The organism is Rhodococcus sp. AW25M09, assembly GCF_000333955.1.
GTDB lineage: Bacteria > Actinomycetota > Actinomycetes > Mycobacteriales > Mycobacteriaceae > Rhodococcoides.
The window spans coordinates 63,947-85,029 of the sequence record NZ_CAPS01000012.1; the positions used below are offsets into that span (position 1 = coordinate 63,947).

19 protein-coding genes and 1 pseudogene are annotated in these 21,083 nt (G+C 65.2%); 13 read left to right on the forward strand and 7 right to left on the reverse strand.

Features of this window, described 5'->3' with window-relative positions:
• Positions 1-106: 106 nt before the first annotated feature.
• The gene (locus tag RHODMAR_RS02135; protein ID WP_008710790.1) at positions 107-2,260 is read left to right on the forward strand and encodes an MMPL family transporter; all 2,154 of its coding nucleotides are present in this window, start codon (positions 107-109) and stop codon (positions 2,258-2,260) included.
• A gap of 112 nt (positions 2,261-2,372) precedes the next feature.
• On the opposite strand, the gene RHODMAR_RS02140 is transcribed toward RHODMAR_RS02135, so the two are convergent.
• The 3 genes from RHODMAR_RS02140 to RHODMAR_RS02150 all read right to left on the reverse strand — a co-directional run bounded on the left by RHODMAR_RS02140 (position 2,373) and on the right by RHODMAR_RS02150 (position 6,189).
• Complete coding sequence (locus tag RHODMAR_RS02140) at positions 2,373-4,301, reverse strand: DUF2339 domain-containing protein (RefSeq protein WP_008710792.1); 1,929 nt, start codon at positions 4,299-4,301, stop codon at positions 2,373-2,375.
• 86 nt (positions 4,302-4,387) lie between these two features.
• Positions 4,388-5,038 carry a DUF1707 SHOCT-like domain-containing protein gene (locus RHODMAR_RS02145; RefSeq protein ID WP_008710794.1) on the reverse strand — a complete coding sequence of 217 codons (651 nt, stop codon included), beginning with the start codon at positions 5,036-5,038 and terminating at the stop codon, positions 4,388-4,390.
• A 38-nt stretch (positions 5,039-5,076) separates the two neighbouring features.
• A complete protein-coding gene (locus tag RHODMAR_RS02150) occupies positions 5,077-6,189 on the reverse strand; it encodes a glycosyltransferase (protein WP_008710797.1) in 1,113 nt (370 codons plus the stop codon).
• 110 nt (positions 6,190-6,299) lie between these two features.
• Here RHODMAR_RS02150 and RHODMAR_RS02155 point away from each other — a divergent pair, with 110 nt between their 5' ends.
• The gene (locus tag RHODMAR_RS02155) at positions 6,300-6,689 is read left to right on the forward strand and encodes a hypothetical protein (protein WP_008710799.1); all 390 of its coding nucleotides are present in this window, start codon (positions 6,300-6,302) and stop codon (positions 6,687-6,689) included.
• 21 nt (positions 6,690-6,710) lie between these two features.
• Here the strand turns inward: RHODMAR_RS02155 and RHODMAR_RS02160 are convergent, their stop codons facing one another.
• The 4 genes from RHODMAR_RS02160 to RHODMAR_RS02175 are packed head-to-tail and all read right to left on the reverse strand — an operon-like array spanning position 6,711 to position 9,996.
• Positions 6,711-6,947, reverse strand: coding sequence for a hypothetical protein (locus RHODMAR_RS02160; protein ID WP_008710802.1), 237 nt, complete (start codon positions 6,945-6,947; stop codon positions 6,711-6,713).
• Between the two features lie 37 nt (positions 6,948-6,984).
• A complete protein-coding gene (locus tag RHODMAR_RS02165) occupies positions 6,985-7,611 on the reverse strand; it encodes a response regulator (protein ID WP_051047730.1) in 627 nt (208 codons plus the stop codon).
• A gap of 35 nt (positions 7,612-7,646) precedes the next feature.
• Positions 7,647-8,816: a MacS family sensor histidine kinase gene (gene macS, locus RHODMAR_RS02170; RefSeq protein ID WP_042937638.1), complete on the reverse strand. Its 1,170-nt coding sequence runs from the start codon at positions 8,814-8,816 to the stop codon at positions 7,647-7,649.
• The gene (locus RHODMAR_RS02175) at positions 8,803-9,996 is read right to left on the reverse strand and encodes an AI-2E family transporter (protein WP_008710808.1); all 1,194 of its coding nucleotides are present in this window, start codon (positions 9,994-9,996) and stop codon (positions 8,803-8,805) included. Before RHODMAR_RS02175 ends, macS begins: the two co-directional genes overlap by 14 nt.
• Positions 9,997-10,138: 142 nt before the next feature.
• Here RHODMAR_RS02175 and RHODMAR_RS02180 point away from each other — a divergent pair, with 142 nt between their 5' ends.
• The 11 genes and pseudogenes from RHODMAR_RS02180 to RHODMAR_RS02230 all read left to right on the forward strand — a co-directional run bounded on the left by RHODMAR_RS02180 (position 10,139) and on the right by RHODMAR_RS02230 (position 21,081).
• Complete coding sequence (locus tag RHODMAR_RS02180) at positions 10,139-11,614, forward strand: adenylate/guanylate cyclase domain-containing protein (RefSeq protein ID WP_008710810.1); 1,476 nt, start codon at positions 10,139-10,141, stop codon at positions 11,612-11,614.
• A 9-nt stretch (positions 11,615-11,623) separates the two neighbouring features.
• Positions 11,624-12,754, forward strand: coding sequence for a lysylphosphatidylglycerol synthase transmembrane domain-containing protein (locus RHODMAR_RS02185; protein WP_008710811.1), 1,131 nt, complete (start codon positions 11,624-11,626; stop codon positions 12,752-12,754).
• A 113-nt stretch (positions 12,755-12,867) separates the two neighbouring features.
• Positions 12,868-13,418, forward strand: a pseudogene (locus RHODMAR_RS02190) (YceI family protein).
• Between the two features lie 193 nt (positions 13,419-13,611).
• Positions 13,612-13,989, forward strand: a complete 378-nt coding sequence (locus RHODMAR_RS02195; RefSeq protein ID WP_042937640.1) for a DUF3054 domain-containing protein — start codon at positions 13,612-13,614, stop codon at positions 13,987-13,989.
• Between the two features lie 131 nt (positions 13,990-14,120).
• Positions 14,121-15,431, forward strand: coding sequence for a Na+/H+ antiporter NhaA (gene nhaA, locus RHODMAR_RS02200; RefSeq protein WP_042937676.1), 1,311 nt, complete (start codon positions 14,121-14,123; stop codon positions 15,429-15,431).
• Positions 15,432-15,553: 122 nt separating this feature from the next.
• Complete coding sequence (locus tag RHODMAR_RS02205; protein WP_008710822.1) at positions 15,554-16,810, forward strand: APC family permease; 1,257 nt, start codon at positions 15,554-15,556, stop codon at positions 16,808-16,810.
• A gap of 24 nt (positions 16,811-16,834) precedes the next feature.
• The gene (locus RHODMAR_RS02210; RefSeq protein ID WP_008710825.1) at positions 16,835-17,191 is read left to right on the forward strand and encodes an ArsR/SmtB family transcription factor; all 357 of its coding nucleotides are present in this window, start codon (positions 16,835-16,837) and stop codon (positions 17,189-17,191) included.
• Complete coding sequence (gene arsB / locus RHODMAR_RS02215; RefSeq protein ID WP_008710827.1) at positions 17,188-18,267, forward strand: ACR3 family arsenite efflux transporter; 1,080 nt, start codon at positions 17,188-17,190, stop codon at positions 18,265-18,267. The genes RHODMAR_RS02210 and arsB overlap by 4 nt, the downstream gene beginning before the upstream one ends.
• Positions 18,267-18,686, forward strand: a complete 420-nt coding sequence (locus tag RHODMAR_RS02220) for an arsenate-mycothiol transferase ArsC (RefSeq protein ID WP_008710828.1) — start codon at positions 18,267-18,269, stop codon at positions 18,684-18,686. Before arsB ends, RHODMAR_RS02220 begins: the two co-directional genes overlap by 1 nt.
• Entirely contained in the window at positions 18,683-19,747 is a 1,065-nt protein-coding gene (locus RHODMAR_RS02225) for an ArsO family NAD(P)H-dependent flavin-containing monooxygenase (protein ID WP_042937643.1), read from the forward strand. The genes RHODMAR_RS02220 and RHODMAR_RS02225 overlap by 4 nt, the downstream gene beginning before the upstream one ends.
• Entirely contained in the window at positions 19,744-21,081 is a 1,338-nt protein-coding gene (locus RHODMAR_RS02230; RefSeq protein ID WP_008710832.1) for an FAD-dependent oxidoreductase, read from the forward strand. The genes RHODMAR_RS02225 and RHODMAR_RS02230 overlap by 4 nt, the downstream gene beginning before the upstream one ends.
• Positions 21,082-21,083 lie beyond the last annotated feature (2 nt).

Genomic DNA, 21,083 nt, shown 5'->3' on the forward strand with positions numbered 1-21,083 from the left:
CTCCCGGCCTCGATAGGTCGTTTCGCAGGCTACACTCCCGCTTCAGGGATCGGGGTTCACTCACGAGACGGAGTCGTCGCGTGTACCGAGGGGGAGTTCTACACACGTGTTCGTTCGATGGGGAAACTTCGTCCACCGTCTCCGGTACACCGTTCTCGGGGTCATGGTGGCCGGATTGGCGGTCCTGGCCGCCTACGGCTGGGATCTCCCGAACCATCTGAGTCAGAGCGGCTTCGACGATCCGACGTCGCAGTCGGCCATGGCCAGCGACCTCGCCAACGAGACGTTCGGCCGTGACACCGAGGGCGACGTCATCGTCCTCTACACCGCCCCCGAGGGCTCGACCATCGACGATCCGGCATTCGACGCAGCGATCACCCAGAACCTGGATTCGTTGGTAGCCGACCACCCGGACCGCATCGCGAAGATCAACGGTAGCTATTTCGGGACAGCCCAGGCTCCCGTACTGGCGGCCCTCGGCACCGCCGACAAGCGGCACGCCATCGCTAGCATCGCGATCGTCGGTGCCAACGACACCGAACTGACCGAGAACTTCCTGGCCGTCGAGAATGCCTTCTACATCGACGGTGTCGACGTAGAAGTCGCCGGTCAACAGGCGGTGGCCGCCGCCCTGCAGTCGACGATGACCGACGACATCCATCGCATGGAGATCCTCGCCATTCCGGCCGTCGCGGTGCTGCTGTTCTTCGTTTTCGGCGGCGTCGTTGCCGCCGCACTGCCACTCGTCGTCGGTGCTCTGACCGTGGTCGGAGCCAACGGCATCGTCAAGCTGTTCACCCACGTCACCGACGTGAACACCTTCGTCGCACCAGTGGTGTCGCTCGTCGGACTCGGCTTGGCAATCGACTACGGCCTGTTCATCGTCTCGCGATTCCGAGAAGAGCTGGGCGACGGCCGGTCGACGGCCGATGCGGTCCGGCGATCGGTGATGACGGCCGGGCGCACCGTGGCGTTCTCGGCGACGATGATCGTCGCATGCCTCGGTGGCCTGTTGCTGTTCCCGCACGGGTTCCTGCGGTCGGTGGCCCTGGGCTCGATTGCGACGGTGGCTCTCGCGGCGCTGACCGCAATCACCGTCCTGCCGGCCCTGCTGTCGATTCTGGGCCCTCGCGTCGATGCCCTCGGGCTTGCGTTCATGCGCAAGACCAAGTCCTCGGAGGAAATCGAGAACGGCGGGTGGGGCACGCTCACTCATTGGGTGATGCGCAATCCCATCAAGGTAGTCGTCACCGTAGTGCTCGGCCTGCTGATTCTGACGCTGCCGATCGGCAACCTCTCGTTCGGCGGGATCAACGAGACGTATCTGCCGCCGGACAATCCCACCCGGGTGGCGCAGGAACAGTTCGACGAGTTGTTCCCCGGTCAACGCACCGAGCCGATCAAGTTGGTCATCGAGAATGCGCAGGGTCGCACCCTCGGCGACATCACGAACCAGGCCAACAAGGCACCCGGGTTGGTCGAGCAATTCACCCCGGTCGGGGCCAGCAAGGACGGCATCATCGTCTTCAAGGCGGGGTTGATCGACCGAAACGACAGTGCACCCACCATCGAGTTTCTGCGTGGCATCGACACGCCCGAAGGGACATCGATGGAAGTGACCGGAACGCCTGCCATCGAACGAGATTCGATCGACGCGCTGGTAGACCGGCTGCCACTGATGGCAGTGCTGGTCGTCCTCATCGTGACCGTACTGATGTTCCTGACCTTCGGATCGCTGGTACTGCCGATCAAGGCGGTGCTGATGACCACGCTCGGACTCGGGGCCACGATGGGCATTTTGACGTGGATCTTCATCGACGGCCACGGAGCGGGGTGGATGAACTTCACTCCGGGTCCGATCATGGCAATGATTCTGCTCCTGATCGCCGCAATCGTCTTCGGCCTGTCCACCGACTACGAGGTCTTCCTGCTCTCACGCATGGTCGAGGCTCGCGAAAATGGCTCCAGCACAAGTGAAGCCATTCACATCGGCACCTCCCATACCGGACGCATCATCACCGCAGCGGCCTTGATCCTCATCGTCGTCACCGGGGCCTTCGCGTTCTCGGATCTGGTGATGATGAAATACATCGCCTACGGCATGATCGCCGCTCTGATCATCGACGCAACGGTCATTCGCATGTTTCTCGTGCCAGCCACGATGAAGCTGCTCGGCGACGCCAGCTGGTGGGCACCGGCCGGCATGAAGCGAATGCAGAAGAAACTCGGACTGGGCGAAACGACTCCCGCGGACAGCTGACGCGCCGCCCCCCACGTCCCGCCCACGTCCCGAAACGCGTGAATGGACCGTTGCACCGCCCTGGGCTTGAAACTGCCCAGACGTATGCAATGGTCCATTGACGCGGAGGGGGTCAGGGGGTGGCCGCACTCTCTCGATCCGCGAACACCTTGGCGTATCGGGTACCGGCGATCAACAGCAACACTCCCACCGCAATGAACGCGATGACGCGGAACAGGCCGTCGAGAGCGACGAGGTCGAACAAGAACAGTTTCGCGATGGCCGCTGCCGTCAGGGACAGACCGGCCAGCAGCGCCACATGGGCCTGAGTGACGCTGCGCAGCCCGAAGGCCAGTAGCGCGAAGGCCGCGATCATCCACTCGATGGTCGCTGCGGTGTGGCCTGCCGTGAATCCTGTTGTTTCGCCGCCGATTCCGATGCCGAGGGTCACCGTCGCCGCCGTCAGCCCGTAGAGCGCGAGTACACCGGAGACGATGGCCAGGGTTTGCAATCCGTCGTCGACCGGCTTCAGTTCGGCCAGTACGTAGGCGAACACGAAAGCCGTTGCTGCAAGCAGAATTCCACCGATTACAATGCCGGCGCTACCGACGGCGTGATCGGAGTCCAACAGGGCACGCGGCGGGCAGACCGAGACGAACATCAGTGCAGCGATCACGCCGAATCCGCTGCCGATCGAGAAGGCAAGTGCCGATCGGGTGCTGTGCGCCACCGCGATCAGCGCCAGCGCGACGGCGAACAGCACGACCGGACGAATCTCGAGGGTCGTCGACTCGACTGCGGCCTGCAACGTGGCCAGGGCACCGATCACCGCAACGGTGACGCGAGCATGTCCGGGCAACCAGCTCACCAGCATGACGATCGCCAGGGCACCTGCAGCAAGGACCAGCTGAACGGTGACGGTGGCCGCCCTGTCGAAGACGTTCACGCAGAGCAGAGTCGGCAGTGCCGCAAGGGCGATCATCACGGTAGCTACAAGATCGGAGACGTTGCGGCGCAGCAACTCCAGCGACGAGCCGATGCCCAGGACTGCCACCAGCACGATGGCAACCAACAGCCAGTAGTCGCCGGTCGATCCGCTCAGGTCGGCGCTGGCGACCGCAGTCAACACTGCACCGACGAGGGGAACGGTCCGAACAACCTGCAGTAGTTGCCAATTTCGGCCGATCTGGGCGGGGAAGCCGGCGACATAGGTAGCGATGAAGAACGCGATCAAGGTCAAGGTGAGCCCGTCGGTCAGCACCGGACCACACACCGCGACGCCGGCCAGGATCAATACCGCCATCGGCTGCGACTTCCACTGCACCGCGAGTGCCGTTCCAGCAGCAGCGATTCCGAAAGCGGCGACAAGACCGATGACGGGATCGAGCCAGCCGTACAGCACGGACGTCGCCAGGACGTCGAGGTACAGTCCGGAAATGCCGGTGGCAGCGAGGGCGATTCCGCCGACGCGTCCGCCGGAGCGACCGAACACGCGCACGCCTGCACCGATCAGCGCCAGCGAGAACACTGCACCCGCCGCGACGCGCAGCGGCGGGCCGAACCAACCGGCCTGCGCGGCGAGAACCAACAGCATCACGACGCCGACGAGAGTGACGCCTGCGCCGGCGACGGCGAGCAGACGGCTGATGACCCCGTCCCGCTGCCACCAGGGCTCTCGGGCCGGAGCAGGCGGACGCGGCGATACCACCGGTCCCCGCGGCGGTGCGACCTGGCCAGGTGCAGGTGCAGGTGCCATCGGCTGACCAACCGGCCGACCGTGGTGCTGCGGCTGAGGCTGCGGCGACACGAACGGCGGCGCATAGGACGGCGCAGCAACCCCAGGCACAGCAACCCCGGGAGCAGGAGCGTCAGGAGCAGGAGCAGGAGCAGGAGCGGCAGGAGCAGGAGCCCGAGTGGGGGCAACGCTCGCGGCACCGAGTTGCGACTGCAAGGTCTGCAGATCGACTGCCACCTGACGCATGTGGTCACCCAAGGAATCGAAGCGACTGGACAGGCGCGCGACGAGTTGCGGATCCAGCGCGGAGTTCTGGGAAGAAGTCATGGCAAGGATTCTGCGAGCATTGCCATCGAAAAGCGTGAGTAGTGCTACTCGGTTCCCTCGAGTAATCGACCGGGTACGGCGAACCGCTAGCCGAACATCCTGCGGATCGAGCTACCGAACGGATGCTTCGCGGTCACCGAGCCCAAACGGACCTTGCCCGAGACGACGAGATGGAGCGGACCGTACGGCGGCCCGGTGCGGACCTTGTTGGTGACGCTGCCCGCGATCGTATCGACGGCGTTGACATCGACGGTCGCCTCGGTCGGCACGATCAGTGTCACGGTGCTGCAGTAGTCGTCGACGCGTATGTCGACCACTTGCGTGGTCATGACCGCCTGCGTGAAATCGAGTGTCACCGAGGACATGCGGGTGGAGAGACGAAGTCTCGGCGGAACATTCCACGGCCCCTTACGGGTGATCGTGGACATGGTGCCGCGCAGGGTGTCCGATGCGCCACCGCTGTGGCCCCGATGCTCGTGCACCACGGAGCGGGGCGCGGTGTGCGAGGTCGGCCCGGCAAGGGGCTGTGCCGACGGTCGATGCTCCTCGGCGATCTGCATCCCGGGCAGGTCGACCAGTACCGAGTTCAGCTCACCGCGGGTTTTCGATGCCAGAGCGGTGTCCATCCGCTCGGTGAACTCGCCGAGCGAGAGCATGCCCTGCCCCACGGCGCGTTGTAGCAGTTCTCCGACGTGTTCGCGTTCGGCATCGGACACTCGCAGATCCCTTGCCTCCATGAAGTCAAGGTAGCAAAAGTCCCAGGCTAGTGATGGTCTCAGGCCGCGCGATCACCCAGAACCGAGAGCATTCCGGCCACCGACGCGGGCCAACCGAACTGTTCGGCGCGCAACCGGGCGGCGATCCGGCGGCCGTCGACCGGTAATTCGAGTACTCGCGCTATCTCCGAGGCGAACCCGTCGGCGGTGTTCTTCGAAGATCCCCCGCAGTGCGGGGTGACGATCTGCGCCAGCGCCGAGGTCTCGGACACGACGACGGGTGTGCCCACCGCCAGTGATTCGAGCGCGGCGAGCCCGAAGGTCTCGTGGGGTCCGGGGGCGAGAGCGATGTCGGCCGAGGCCAGCAGCTGCGCGACCGTCGACCGGCCGGCGACGAAGCCGAGGAAATGGACCGGCAGGCCGCGGGCGCGTCGTTCGAGACCCGCCCGGCGGGGACCGTCGCCCGCGATGATCAATCGCGCCCGAACCCCGGAATCACGCAGGGCAGCAAGCGAATCGATACTTCTCTCGACGTGCTTTTCCACCGACAGTCGGCCGCAGTGCACCAACAGCCGATCGACGCTGCCCAGCCGTACCGAGTGATCGCCGATGTGCCGACACCGCGGATGGAACAGGTCGAGATCCACACCGAGAGGCACTCGGTGCACGTTGCGGACACCGATGCGCTCGAACTCCTGCTGAGCGAACTCCGTGGTGCACACGACGGCGTCGTACTGCTCGGCAGTGCGACGGTTGGCCAGATCCGCGATGGGGCGGGCGCAGCGCATGGGCATCGTCTGCGCGAGCAGACGATCGAGCCGTTCATGGGAGATCATCACGCTGCGCACGTCCCGACGCGCCGCCCATCGGCCCATGCCGCGCAGGGTGAGTCGATCCGATACTTCGATCACGTCCGGTGCCAGTCCGGACGCCACCGAGGACACCCGGCGCGGGTCGGCCACCCGGTAACCGCCGGTGCCCGGAATCTGCGGTGCGGGTACCTCGATCCGCACCACTCCCGACGGCAGCAGTTCCTCCCGCCACTGCACTCCCGGCACGATCAGCGTCACCTCGTGACCACCCGCCACGTAGCCCGATCCGAGCTGGTCGACGGCCGTCCGCAAGCCACCGGACCGTGGTCCGTAGAAGTTGGCGAGTTGGACGATGCGCACTCACTCAGTCTTCTCGGTCGAGAATCCATCGGACGGCGCGACGATGGACAGTGGCCGAACCCTCGCGGAATTCCTGTGTGGGGATCGCTACCAGCGGGTAGGTGGAACCTATGCGAGTGACACTGCAATCCACCGGTAACGCCGCGGCCCCCGATGTCTGGGAGCGCTACATGGAACCCACGGCGTGGAAGACCTGGGCTCCTCAGATCATGGGCGTCGAGTACCCCGGTAAACGGCTCGCCGCAGATACCACCGGTCGAGTGCTGGGACCGCTGGGCGTGCCCATCGATTTTCGGGTGAGTTCGGTCGACGAACAATCGTGGACCTGGGCGTGGTCCGCGTGGTTCCAGAACCAGGCGATCGGGATCGATCTGGCACACGGGGTCGTCTCACGGCCGAGCGGAACCAGGGCCTGGCTCACTGTCGACGGACCGTTGCCGCTGGTTCTGCCCTACCTACCGGTCGCCAAGTTCGCGTTGGGCAAGCTCTGCGCGCGCTAGCGCCGACGGACCCGGGTCGAGCTATTCGGACCGGGTGACGGTCTTCTCCTCGGACTGGTCGGCGACGTCGGTCGGCTCGGGAGTCGGCAGCGACGGCGCGTCGCCGGAACCGTCGAGATGCCCGTCGAACTCGTCGACCGCCTCGGTTCGTTCGTCGCCGGTCTGGTCGTGATCGGCGTCGACACCTTTGGAGTGCTGAGCCGGGTCGACTGTGGTGTCCACTGCATTGTCGTCAACTGTGTTCTCGCTGTCGGTCATGGGATGCAGAGTGCCCCGCGGCCACCGTCACAAACCCCTACAGTCCCTTTTCGATGACGTAGCGGGTGAGCTCGACCCGGTTGGCCAGCTGCAACTTTCGTAGCGTTGCCTGCACGTGGTTCTCGACGGTTCGGTGACTGAGCGTCAATCGGGTCGCGATCTGCTTGGCACTGAGCCCCTTGGCGACCAATCGCAGCACCTCGGTCTCCCTGTCGGTCAACGTCGGGCGGGTATCGGATTCCGGTTCCGGTGACGACGACATTCGTCGGAACTCCCCCAGAACCAAGCCGGCAAGACCGGGAGTGAACACCGCCTGCCCGGCCGACGTAGCGCGGACGGCGTCGAACAGTTCCTCCGCCGATGCACTCTTGACCAGATAACCCGTCGCCCCTGCCTTGATCGCGTCGAGCACATCGTTGCGTTCCGCCGAGGCCGAGAGCACCAGGATCTTCGTCTGGGGCGACGCGTCCAAGACGGCCACGGTGGCGTCGGCTCCGTTGCCGTCGGGCAGGTGCATGTCCATCAGTACGACGTCCGGTGTGGTCGCCCGGGCGCGCCGCCCGGCAGCCGCAACGCCGTCCGCGGTGGCGACGACCCGAAATCCGGCGCTGTCGAGATCGCGGGCGACGCCGTCGCGCCACATCGGGTGATCGTCGACGACCATCACCGCGATCTCGGCGTTCGTGTTCTCGTCCCCGGTCATGCCGATCCTCTCGCTCGTGGAACTCGGATCTCCCATTCGGTTCCCTCCCCCGCGTCGGTGTCGAGTATCGCAGTGCCGCCCAGAGATTCGACGCGGCCCAGGATCGACTTCGAGACGCCCATACGGCCTTCGGCTTCGGCGTCAGCGAGCCGTCCGGCAGGGATTCCGCGGCCGTCGTCGCGAATACTCACGATCAACTCCCCGTCGACGTCTTCGAGCAGTACGTAGGCCGTGGCAGCGCTCCCTGCATGACGTTCGACGTTGGACAGTGCAGTCGCCACGACGGCGGCCAGTTCCTCGGCTACCTCGGATTCGACGAGAACCGGATCGGCGGGTGTCGAGACGGAAACAGAGTTGCCCGCCTGCGTGCGCAGCAGCGCCCTGACGTCGACGATCGAGCCGGTGTGATCGCCGCGCGGAGCTGCCTGTTCGGAGATCAACACCCGCAGAGCGACCTCCTGTTCACCGGCCAGCTCGGCGAGTTCGGCTGCCGGCCCGCCTATTTCGAGACCACGCCGTCGCACCAGGGCCAGTACCTGCAGTACACCGTCGTGCACTTGCCGGGCCAGCCGTTCGCGTTCTTCGGTGATCGCGGCCGATCGTGCTGCGCGACGGAGTTCTTCGTGGGCGCGCCGGGCGGTGTTCGACGCCAATCCCAGCGCCAATCCGGCCGAGAGCAGCACCGGGGCGGTGGCGTCGGACCACAGGTCTGTATCGAAGCGGTCGCGGACCAGTGCGCTGATCACCGACATCACCACCCCGGACGCGATTCCACCTTTCGGTCCCCACAGGATCGCGGCGGAAATGACGGCATTGGTGGCCCACAGGGTGGTCGGCAAGGTTTGGCGGGTGCTGTACCAGTCGTAGTCGGCCACCAGGCGAGTCGACGCCATCAGGGCAATGACGATGACCTGATCGGTGAGAACCACCTGCCAGCGTGGAAGCGTTGCGCGAGAGAGCAACAGCGCCGAGGCCCCCGACCAGACGGCCATCAGGGCAACGAACACCCAACTCAACCGTGGGTTGGTGTAGTTGTCGACGGTGGCGGCCTGGTAGCTGATGGCGTAGACGAGGGTGATCAGTCGAAAGGCCTGGGAGGCCCGCCACAACGGGGTGTCGGGATCGGACGAGGTGAGGGTGGTCCGCACCCGATCAACCGTCCGCATCGGTCTTCGGGTCTGCGGCCATCTCGTCCGGAATCTTCAGCTCTCCCTTGGCAAGACGCTCCGGCTCGGAGGCACCCGGGGGCGTGTGCGGATCGCTCGGCTCGGCGGAGTACAGCGGGTCGTCCTCCTCGAGTTCCTCGTAGACCTCGTCCGGGTCGTCGGCGAGCAGAGACCGAACGGCGGTATTGAGAACTGCGACGATAGGGACTGCGAGCAGGCCGCCGACGATGCCCGCGAGCAGAATGCCGACGGTGATGGACAGCACCACCGCCAGCGGATGCAGTCGCACCGCGCGTCCGAGTAGAAGTGGCTGGAGCACATGCCCTTCGAGCTGCATCACGGCCACCACGATGCCCAGGGTGATGACTGCCGTGATCAGTCCCTTGGTCACCAGTGCGATGAACACGGCGACGAACCCGGTCAACACGGCTCCGATGATCGGGATGAAGGCACCGATGAACACCAGCGAGGCCAAGGGGAGGGCCAGCGGCACACCGAGAATCACGAGACCGGCACCGATGCCGATGGCATCCGCGGCCGCCACGGCAACCGTCGCGCGCACGTATCCCACCAAAGACCCGAAACCCTGGATGCCCGCGGTGCGGATCTTTCTGCGGCTCGCGGTCGGTGCCAGACGGGTGACGAACTGCCAGATCTGGTCGCCGCCGTACAGGAAGAAGATCAGAGTGAACAGGGTGAGCAGCGCGCCGGTGAGGATCTCGCCGATCACCGCCGCGGTGGTCAGCGCTCCGCTGGTGACGGCTTCCTGATTGTCCTGGATGACCTTGACGAGATTGTCGGTCGCCTGCCGAATCTGATCCTCGCTGATGTGCAGAGGTCCGGCACTGAGCCAGTTCTCGACACTGTTGATCGATTGGGTGAACTGATCGCCCACCTGCGGCAGACCTTCGATGAACTGCTCGACGATGAAGGTCATGATCCCGGCGACGACGCCGAGGCTCGCAACGACGACGATGATCACCGCGAGGGGCCGCGGCACCCCGCGCCGGTGCATCCAGTCGACCAGGGGAATTAGCAGCGCCGACGCCAACAAGGCAAGGCCCAACGGAATGACGACCGTGCTGAGCCGGGCAACGACATAGGCGAAGGTGATGAATCCGGCAAAAAGGACAAGGACCCGCCACGTCCATTCCGCCCCGACGCGCACGAGCGGATGCACCGAATCTGCTGCCGAAGTGGGGCCCGGGGACGCCCCCGTACCTTGCGCCCGCAACTCTTCGGTGCTCACCAGCTAAATTTAACCCGTGCTGGCATCTTTCCGAGCGGTCTCGCTCACCCTGAAGAGTCGCTGGCCGCTTTATATGCTGTCGATGCTCGTCGCCAACGTCTTCGGTGCCGTGCTCGTGTTCGCCTTCGTGCGGTACGGCCTGCCCATCCCGGAGTCGCAGGCCATCGTGGCCGACCGGGTTCGCAACGTGTACATCTTCGGGGCGTATCTGGGCGTTGCCCTGGTGGTCAGTCTGATCTACGCCTACATTCTGTTGCGCTCTGTCATTCGATGGCAGCTGCGCGGTGGCCCGCCCACGCGCAAGGAACAGATGACGACGCTGCACGCGCCGTTGCGGCAGGCGATCGTGCACCTGATCCTGTGGATCATCGGCGGCATCATCTTCGTGCTGTTGACCATCGCCGAGATGCCGTCCCTGTCGATCGCCGTCATCGTCACCGTCGGCATGGCCGCCACGGTCACCTTCGGGTTCACGTACATGCTCGGCGAGCGGATCCTGCGACCGGTCGCCGCGCTGGCCTTGAGCGAGGGCCGGTTCGATCGTACGATGACGCCCGGCGTCGGCACCCGCATGGCCATGACGTGGGGATTGGGCACATTGATGCCCGTCATCGGCATCATCCTGCTGTGCGCCACCCAGCTGACCACCGACCTGGTGTTCTCCCCCAACGCGCTCGCCGTTGCGATCATCCTGCTCAGCGTGCTGGCGATCGTGCAGGCCTTCGTGCTCTCGATGCTCACCGCGAGCCAGATCTCCGACCCGATCAGTGCGCTGCACAGCGCCATCGAACGAGTACAGCGCGGCGAGACCGACGTCGAGGTGGATGTGTTCGACGGCAGCGAGATCGGTCGCCTGCAGGTGGGCTTCAACCGAATGATGGAGGAATCGGCCGAACGACGCGTCCTGCGGGAGCTGTTCGGCCAGCACGTCGGAGAGGACGTGGCGCGTCGGGCATTGCAGTTCGGAACCGAACTCGGCGGCGAGACCCGATTCGTCGCGGTGCTGTTCGTCGACATGGTCGGCTCCACTGCAACTGCCTCCGAGCGTCCACCGAGCGAGGTCGTGGTGTTGCTCAACGAGTTCTTCCGAGTGGTCGTCGACGTCGTGGGGCGCCATCACGGTTTCGTCAACAAGTTCATGGGCGACGCGGCCCTCGCGATATTCGGAGCCCCACTCGATCGCCCCGACGCACCCACCGCCGCCCTGGCCGCAGCACGGGAACTGAGATTCGCCCTGAACGAGATCACCGGCCTCGACATCGGCATCGGCATCTCTGCGGGCCTGGCCGTCGCCGGCAACATCGGTGCGGCCGAACGCTTCGAGTACACGGTCATCGGAGACCCGGTCAACGAGGCCTCACGGCTCACCGAGCTGGCGAAACTGCGTCCGGGCCGCGTCCTGGCATCGACCTCGGCCCTGTACTTCGCCGACGACGAGGAACAGGAACAGTGGGAGTTGGGAGACCAGGTACAGCTGCGTGGTCGACGACGGGCCACCCATCTGGCGTGGCCGGTGGCGTTTCCCGACGCCTCGCCGAGCGACAGTTAGTCTGGCAAGGTGCCCGACCCCAGCTCCAACCGCGGACCCGCAGTGCGGCGTCCGCGAAACCGACTGCGATGGGTCAAATGGATAGCCGCGATCGCCCTGGTGACACTGCTGGTCGCCGAGGCGATCTATCTGTGGCCGCGGCTGCACGAGTCCTGGACCGCCGTCCGCGAAATCCATTGGGGCTGGCTTGCGGCCTGCGTATTGGCGCAAGCGGTGTCGCTGAGCGCCTTCGGCAGAGTACAGAAGCAATTGCTCGACGCAGGCGGCGTGAGCGTGCGCCAGCGGAAGTCCGTTGCAGTCATCTACGGCAGCACCGCCATGGCACTCACCCTCCCCGCCGGACAAGTGTTCTCGACGGCGTTCACCTACCGCGAGACTCGCCGGTGGGGAGCGAGCCCGGTCGTGGCGTCGTGGCAGCTGGCCATCTCCGGCGTCATCGCCGCGGCCGGACTGGCAGTCCTCGGGGTCGCCGGCGGGCTCGTCGTCGGTAGTTCGTTCAACACGTTCACACTGGTGCTCCCGATCGCCGGTGTCATCGCGATCGTCGCCGCCGTCCGCTACATCTCCAACCATCCGAACTCGATCAAGACCGTCGCACGTTGGGGATTGCGTCGATACAACGCGCTGCGCAACCACGAGCTCGACGCCGGTGCCGAGGGCATCGACAAGATCATCGGCCAGATTCAGTCGGTCCAGCTCGGTAAACGTGACGGCGCGCTGACGCTTTCGTGGTCTGCGGTCCATCGACTCGGCGATGTGGCGTGTCTGGCGTTCGCGTGCTTCGCCGTCGGCGCAGATCCGCGGCTGTCCGGATTGCTCATCGCCTTCGCTGCGGGCAAGGCCGTCGGATCCGTTCCGCTCGCCCCGGGCGGTCTGGTCGTCGTCGACGCCACCCTCATCGCATTCTTGACCAGCGCTGCATCGATCAGCGCATCGCAGGCCGTCGCCTCCGCGCTGGTGTACCGCGGGGTCAGCTTCATCCTCGTCGCCATCGTCGGGTGGATCGTGTTTCTGGTGCTGTTCCGCAAACATCAACACGCCGATCTCGAATTCGACATCGCGCTGGAGCAGCAGGAGACGACCCAGCTGCGCGTAGCCGAGGACATCCGTGACCCGAAAGGCAACCCGGAGCCCGCATAGCGCGATCGGACGGCCTGTGGCGTTCGTCACCTCTTGTTCACTCGGAATATATACGGACCCTGGTCCGCTTATGTAATATGAGTATTGAAACTTCAACCCAACAAGGAGTCCTCATGACCACCGCCATTGCACTTCCCGAACTCACCGCAGGCACCTGGGCCATCGACGCAGGCCATTCCACCGTCGGATTCACCGTCCGCCACCTGGTGGTCAGCAAGGTTCGCGGCCGCTTCCAGGCCTTCACCGGCACCATCACCGTCGCTGAAGACGGCACTCCGACCGTCGATGCCGAGATCGACGTCACGTCCATCACCACCGACAACGCGCAGCGCGACGGCCACCTCAAGACTGCCGACTTCTTCGAGGTCGAGAAGTTCCCACCGCGACATTCAAGTCCACCTCGGTCAAGGCCGACGGCGGAGACTTCGTCGTCACCGGCGACTTCACCCTCCACGGCGTCACCAACTCCATCGACATGAAGCTCGAGTTCAACGGCGTCAACGCCGGAATGGGCAACGGCCCGGTCGCAGGCTTCGAGGCCAGCACCGTCATCAACCGCCGGGACTTCGGCATCAGCATCGACATGCCCCTCGAAGGCGGCGGCGCTGTCGTCGGCGACAAGATCACACTGAACCTCGAAATCGAAGCCGGACTCCAGGCGTAAACCTGCCCCGCTTCACCCCTTCGTCACCCCTCCGTCACCCCTCCCCCGCCGGATCAATGCGGCTTTGTTGCAGTCCAAGCGACTGGAATCCACATTGATCCGGCCGGGGATGTCCACCGAACGGCCCGCACCGCATTCGACGGCGCGGGCCGTTCGTCGTGGGTGACCACAGTCGGTGTCTACAGTGGGGCGCGTGAAGCTTCGTTCTCCTGCCATTGCCGCCGTCCTCGACCTGCTCGTGGTCGTGCTGTTCGCCGCAATCGGCCGTCGCAGTCACGCCGAGGCCACCGCACTGTCCGGCCTGTTTCACACCGCCTGGCCGTTCGTCGTCGGTGGCGCCATCGGCTGGCTCGTCACGTTCGCTCTGTACCGCAACAAGTTCGACGCCTTTCTCATCGTCCCGACGGGCATCGTCGTGTGGGTGACGACGGTCGTGGTGGGCATGGCACTGCGCGCGCTGACCGGGCAAGGAACAGCTGGGTCCTTCATCATCGTCGCCACCGTGGCCACCGCAGTTCTGCTGCTGGGTTGGCGGGCTCTGGCAAGATTGGTGCCCAGCGTTCGTCGATGACGGCCCGCTCGCGATAGACTCGACCTCGGTGCGCCGGGAAGTCTGGTCGGCAACAACTCTGTGCTGCGTACCTACTGTGTGATGTTCGGTTGGTTCGCGGTTCGACGAAGCTACCGAAAGGCGTTGTGTCCGTGACAGATCCATCCAGTTCGAAAACGAGATTGCCGCTGTTCTCGCGCGGTTCCTGGTCCGAGGCCGATCGCGTCGCGCAGATCCTCCGCAAGGAGACAGTCGGCGGTGCACTGTTGCTCGTCGCCACTGTCGTCGCACTCGTCTGGGCCAACTCACCGTGGTCCGCTGCATACGACTCGCTGATGGACATCCGCGTCGGCCCCTCGGCGCTACATCTCGATCTCACGCTCTCGACGTGGGCCGCAGACGGACTGCTGGCGATCTTCTTCTTCGTCGTCGGGCTCGAACTCAAGCGAGAGTTCGTAGCGGGCGATCTCCGCGATCCCGCACGTGCGGCCCTGCCGGTGGCTGCAGCTATCGGCGGAATGGCAGTTCCAGCAATCATTTTCGTACTGATCAACCTCGGGACCGGCGACGGCGCTCTGCTCGGCTGGGCGATCCCCACCGCAACCGATATCGCGTTCGCTGTTGCCGTTCTCGCTGTCATCAGCACCCACCTGCCGACCGCGCTGCGGACGTTCCTGTTGACGCTGGCCGTGGTCGACGACCTCCTCGCCGTCACCGTCATCGCAGTTTTCTACACCGATGACATCAACTTCGTCGCGCTCGGCCTGATGCTGATTCCGCTCGCACTGTTCGCGGTCGCCGTGCAGATGCGCGTGCGCTCGTGGTGGGTTCTCATTCCGCTGGCGGTCGTGACCTGGGTACTCATGCACGAGTCCGGTGTGCACGCCACCGTCGCAGGCGTTCTGCTCGGCTTCGCCGTCCCGGTGATCCGCAGCAAGGCCGCCGGTGGTCCCGACGCGGGCCCCGGCCTTGCCGAACACTTCGAGCACAAGATTCGGCCCATCTCGGCAGGCGTGGCGGTACCGCTGTTTGCGTTCGCCGCGGCCGGCGTAACCGTCGGCGGATTCTCCGGTCTGCGCAGTGCACTGACCGATCCCATCGCCATCGGCATCATCGCCGGTCTCGTCATCGGCAAGACCATCGGTATCTTCGGCACCACGTACCTCGTCTCGCGCTTCACCCGGGCGACACTGGATGCAGGACTGAAATGGCTCGACGTCTTCGGAGTCGCGATGCTCGCAGGTATCGGATTCACGGTCTCGCTACTGATCGGCGACCTCGCCTTCGGTGAAGGATCGGTACGCGACGACCACGTCAAGGTCGGCGTGCTCACCGGCTCGATCATCGCGGCGGCGTTGGCGGGAATCATCCTGCGTAGCCGCAACAAGGCCTACAAGGCGTACCACATCGAAGAAACCCGCGACGACAATCACGACGGCATCCCGGACGTGTACGAGAAATAGCGCGCAGTTCCCGGCTGCAGGCCGACACCGACCACCGAGTAAGGCCCGCCCCACGAGGAGGCGGGCCTTACTCGTATCTGGACCTCTACAGTTGTCGCCGTGATCGAAAACCGGCTTCAGGCGTGACGACTCCGCCGCCACTGGCCCGTCGACTCGGCCTGTTCGATGCCATCGTGATCGGTGTCGGTTCGATGGTCGGAGCCGGGGTGTTCGCGTCGTTCGCCCCGGCGGCGGCCGTCGCGGGGGCGGGCCTGCTCATCGGTCTTGCCGTCGCTGCCGTCGTGGCGTTCTGCAACGCCACCTCGTCGGCGCAGCTCGCCGCGCAGTACCCGACGTCGGGTGGCACGTACGTGTACGGCCGTGAGCGGCTCGGTGAATGGCCCGGATTCCTCGCCGGGTGGAGCTTCGTGATCGGAAAAACGGCCAGCTCGGCGGCCATGGCATTGGTGTTCGCAGCCTACGTCGCACCTAGCGGCTACACCGATCTCGTTGCTGTCCTTGCCATTACGGCCCTGACAGCGGTGAACTACTTCGGCATCACCCGCACGGCGTTGCTGACGAAGATTCTGGTCGCCGCCGTGCTTGTCGTCCTCGTCATCACGGTGGTGCTCGGCGTCACCGGATCGTCCGGTTCGGCCGCCGAAGGGCTCGGCTCGTTCACCGAGCGTGGGTGGTACGGAATCCTGCAGTCGGCCGGCCTTCTGTTCTTCGCCTTCGCGGGCTACGCACGCATCGCCACCCTCGGGGAGGAGGTAGTGCGGCCCGAACGCACCATCCCACGCGCCATCGTCTCGGCTCTGGGAATCGCTCTGCTGGTCTATGCCGTGGTTGCGCTGACGCTGTTGTCGGTTCTGGGCCCGGAGCTGCTCGCGTCGTCGTCGGCTCCGTTGGTCGACCTCGTCGCTACCGCGGGGCATTCGTGGGCCGCGCCGCTGGTGCGTATCGGTGCCGCGCTGGCCGCGCTGGGAGCTCTCCTCGCGTTGATCGCCGGAATCGGACGCACCTCCCTGGCGATGGCCCGGCATGACGACCTGCCGTCGTATCTCAACGCAGTGCACCCGCGCTACTCGGTTCCCCATCGCGCCGAGATCACCGTGGCGGTGCTCGTCTGCGTTCTGATCCTGACGATCGATCTGCGTAACGCGATCGGCTTCTCCTCGTTCGGAGTGCTGCTGTACTACCTCATCGCCAACGTCAGCGCCTACACCCAGGATTCCTCGCATCGCCGTTACCCCAAAGCTCTCCAGCTCGTCGGCAGTGCCGGATGCATGGTTCTCATCGCCACCCTGCCGGCATCGTCCATCGCCGTCGGCACCGTGGTCGTGCTGGCCGGGGTCGTCTACCGACTGATCCGGATCCGACGTTCGGTTGACGGCTGATTCGACGACTGTCAATATAGACGGGTGTCGAACCAAGAACAGGCGACCGAGTGCTGCTCGCCGCTGATTCACGAACCCATCACTATCGATAGGGCCGGGGACCTGGCCCGCATGTTCAAAGCACTCGGCGATCCCGTGCGTCTACGCTTGCTCAGCCTCGTGGCCGGTCATGCCGGCGGCGAAGCATGCGTGTGCGACATCTCCCCCGCATTCGACCTCTCGCAACCGACCATCTCCCACCACCTCAAAGTGCTTCGCGAGGCCGGCCTACTCGGCTGCGAGCGCCGCGGGACCTGGGTCTACTACTGGGTGATACCGGCTGCGCTGCAACAACTGTCGTCGATCCTCAGTGCCGCCGACCCGACGGCGGTCATGGCGTGAGTACACCCACCGACACCGTTGTCGTCGGCAAGCTCTCCACCCTCGACCGATTCCTGCCCGTATGGATCGGCGTCGCCATGGTCGTGGGGCTACTCCTCGGACGGATGATCCCCGGCCTGAACGATGCCTTGTCGTCCATCTCCGTCGACGGCGTGTCTCTACCGATCGCCATCGGGCTGTTGATCATGATGTATCCGGTGCTGGCCAAGGTCCGCTACGACCGCCTCGACACCGTGACCGGAGACAAACGACTGCTGATCGGCTCGCTGCTCCTCAACTGGATCGTCGGCCCGGCTCTGATGTTCGCTCTCGCATGGCTTTTCCTACCGGACCTGCCGGAGTACCGAACCGGCCTGATCATCGTCGGCTTGGCTCGATGCATTGCGATGGTCATCATCTGGAACGACCTTGCCTGTGGGGACCGGGAAGCCGCCGCGGTGCTGGTGGCGATCAACTCCGTCTTCCAGGTGTTCATGTTCGCCGTCCTCGGATGGTTCTACCTCTCGGTCCTTCCGGGCTGGCTCGGCCTGGAACAAACGACCATCGAGACCTCGCCCTGGCAGATCGCGAAATCGGTGCTCATCTTCCTCGGCATCCCGCTGGTAGCGGGATTCGCGTCTCGATTCTTCGGCGAACGCGCCAAAGGCCGTGCGTGGTACGAGGAGAAGTTCATCCCTCGAATCGCCCCGTGGGCGCTGTACGGGCTGCTGTTCACCATCGTTATTCTCTTTGCGCTGCAGGGTGATCAGATCACGTCACGGCCGTTCGACGTGGTTCGCATCGCACTGCCCCTGCTGGTCTACTTCGCAGTGATGTGGGGCGGCGGATACGCCCTGGGAGCCGCGATGGGTCTGGGCTACCAGCGCACCACCACCCTCGCATTCACCGCGGCGGGCAACAACTTCGAGCTGGCGATCGCCGTTGCTATCGCCACCTACGGCGCGACGTCGGGGCAAGCACTCGCCGGTGTCGTCGGACCGCTCATCGAGGTGCCGGTGCTGGTCGGCCTCGTCTACGTGTCGCTGGCACTGCGCAATCGCTTCTCTCCCAAAACCACAGCGACAGAGGTGCTCTGATGTCCGAGGCACCGAGCGTTCTCTTCGTCTGCGTCAAGAACGGCGGCAAGTCGCAGATGGCGGCCGGTCTGATGCGAAAAGTGGCGGGCGACTCGATGGAAGTGCACTCTGCCGGAACGAAACCCGGCGGATCGGTCAACGCACTCTCCGCCGAGTCTCTCCTGGAAGTCGGTGTCGACCTGTCCGGTGAACAGCCCAAACCGATCGACACGGCTTTGCTCGCCCGCATGGACTACGTGATCACCCTCGGCAGTGAGGCGAAGGTCGACGCCGTCGACGGCCCGGCATTCGAGAACTGGGACACCGACGAGCCGTCCGAACGCGGGATCGACGGGATCGAACGAATGCGTCTGGTACGGGACGACATCGCCGCACGTGTCGAGGAACTCGCATCTCGAATGCTCAGCGCGAAGCCCTGAGCCGCGTGAACGTCGACGTGGTGGTGATCGGCGGCGGCCAGGCCGGACTGGCCGCCGGCTACTACCTGCGCCGAGCCGGGCTCGACTTCGTCGTCCTCGACGACCAGACCCATCCCGGCGGTTCCTGGCAGAACTACTGGCCCTCGCTGCATCTGTTCTCGCCAGCCGAGCACTCGCGCCTGCCCGGCTGGCCGATGCCTCCGTGGCACAGCGGTTTTCCGCCGGCGTCGCATGTGGTGGACTACCTGCGGGCGTACGAGAAGAAGTACGAGCTGCCGGTGCACCGACCGGTCCGAGTTCAGTCCGTTCATCGAGTCGAAGGCGGCTACCGAGTCGATACCGACGGCGCCGTGTATGTCGCCGCAGCGGTCATCAATGCCACAGGAACGTGGTCACGGCCCTTTTGGCCGAGCTATCCCGGCATGCGTGAGTTCCGCGGCAAACAACTGCATGCCACCGACTACGACACTCCGGATATGTTCGCGGGCAAGCGAGTCGGCATCGTCGGCGGCGGAAACTCGGCTGCCCAGATCCTCGCCGAGGTCTCCACCGTCGCCGAGACTCTGTGGTTCACCAGCCGCGAGCCTCGCTTTCTGCCCGACGACGTCGACGGCCGAGTGCTGTTCGATGTCGCCAGCGACAGGGCCCGCGCCCTGGCCTCGGGCGATGCGGATACCGGCGGAGTCGCAGGTCTGGGAGACATCGTCATGGTCCCGCCGGTGAAGGAGGCCAGGAACCGCGGAGTTCTGCACGCTCGGCCGATGTTCACGGCGATCACAGCCGACGGCGTCACCGATGGTGACACCATCGACAAGCTCGACGCCATCGTGTGGTGCACCGGGTTCCGGCCGGCGTTGCGGCATCTGCAGCCGTTGCATCTGCACGCCGAAGGCTCGGTAATTGCATTGGACGACAACCATGTTCGAGACGAGCCGAACCTTCTGTTCCTGGGCTACGGCGACTGGACCGGGCCTGCCTCGGCCACACTGATCGGCGTGGGCCGCACTGCGCGCGCAGCCGTGAACACTCTCGTTCGACGAGGAAAGGTAGACCAATCATGACCACATACCCCGTAGTAGTGGTCGGTGCCGGGCCCATCGGTCTCGCTGCCGCCGCGCACCTCACCGAAACCGGCTCTGCCGTCGTTGTTCTCGAGCGAGGTCCGTCCGCCGGCTGGGCAGTGTCCGAATGGAACCACGTTCGATTGTTCTCACCGTGGTCCGAGGTAGTGGACCCCGCTGCCGCACGGTTGCTCGAGCCGACCGGCTGGAGGGCACCGGACGGCGATACCTATGCGACCGGAGGCGAATGGGTGGAGCAGTATCTCGCGCCTCTCGCCGATGCCCTCGGCGGCGCTGTCCGGGTGGACTGCGAGGTGACCGGCGTTGCGCGCCGCGGACGCGACCGCGTCGTCGACGCCGGACGCGATACCGAGCCCCTGTCGGTACACATTCGACATTCCGACGGCAGCGAGGAACGCATCCTCGCCCGCGCGGTCGTCGATGCGTCGGGCACCTGGGGATCGCCCAATCCGTTGGGAAGCGAGGGACTTCCGGCGATCGGCGAGAAGTCGTCCGCCGACAGAATCGACTACCGGGTTCCCGATCTGACGGATCCGGAGACTCGCTCCCAGTTCGCGGGCAAGCACACCGTCGTCGCAGGCAGCGGCCACTCCGCCCTGACCGCCGTCATCACCTTTGCCGAACTCGCCGCAGAGGAGCCAGGAACGTCGCTCACCTGGGCTGTGCGCCGAGGGGTCACCGCGGAGGTGTTCGGCGGCGGAGAGGCCGACGAACTCGCTGCCCGCGGCGCATTGGGCCAACGTGCGAAGAAGGCTGTCGACGACGGCTTCCTGACCGTGATCTCGGGATTCCGCACCGAAGCCGTTGTAGCGGTGGGTGATCGACTCGCTCTCGTCGGCGATACCGGAGCTCGCATCGAGAACCTCGATCGCGTTGTCGCGCTGACCGGGTTCCGCCCGGATCTGTCGTGGCTGTCCGAGGTGCGCCTCGATCTCGATCCCACCCTGCAGGCACCGAAGTTCGTCGCGGAGTTGGTGGACCCGAACCTGCACTCGTGCGGATCGGTGTCTCCGCACGGAGTCGAAGAACTCACCCAACCCGAGCCCGGCCTGTACCTGGTGGGCATGAAGAGCTATGGCCGCGCCCCGACGTTTCTGGCGATGACGGGCTACGAGCAGGTTCGCAGCATTGCAGCCGAACTCGCAGGAGACCACGAGGGTGCGCGCAGGGTGGAGCTGACATTGCCCGACACCGGCGTCTGCGGAGGCGCAGGATTGTTCGACGAACCCGACGCCCCAGCGACCGGTGGCTGCTGCGGTTCCTCGGCGGCACCGGAGTTGATCACCCTCGGGCGCAGCGGCTCAGCCAACTGACC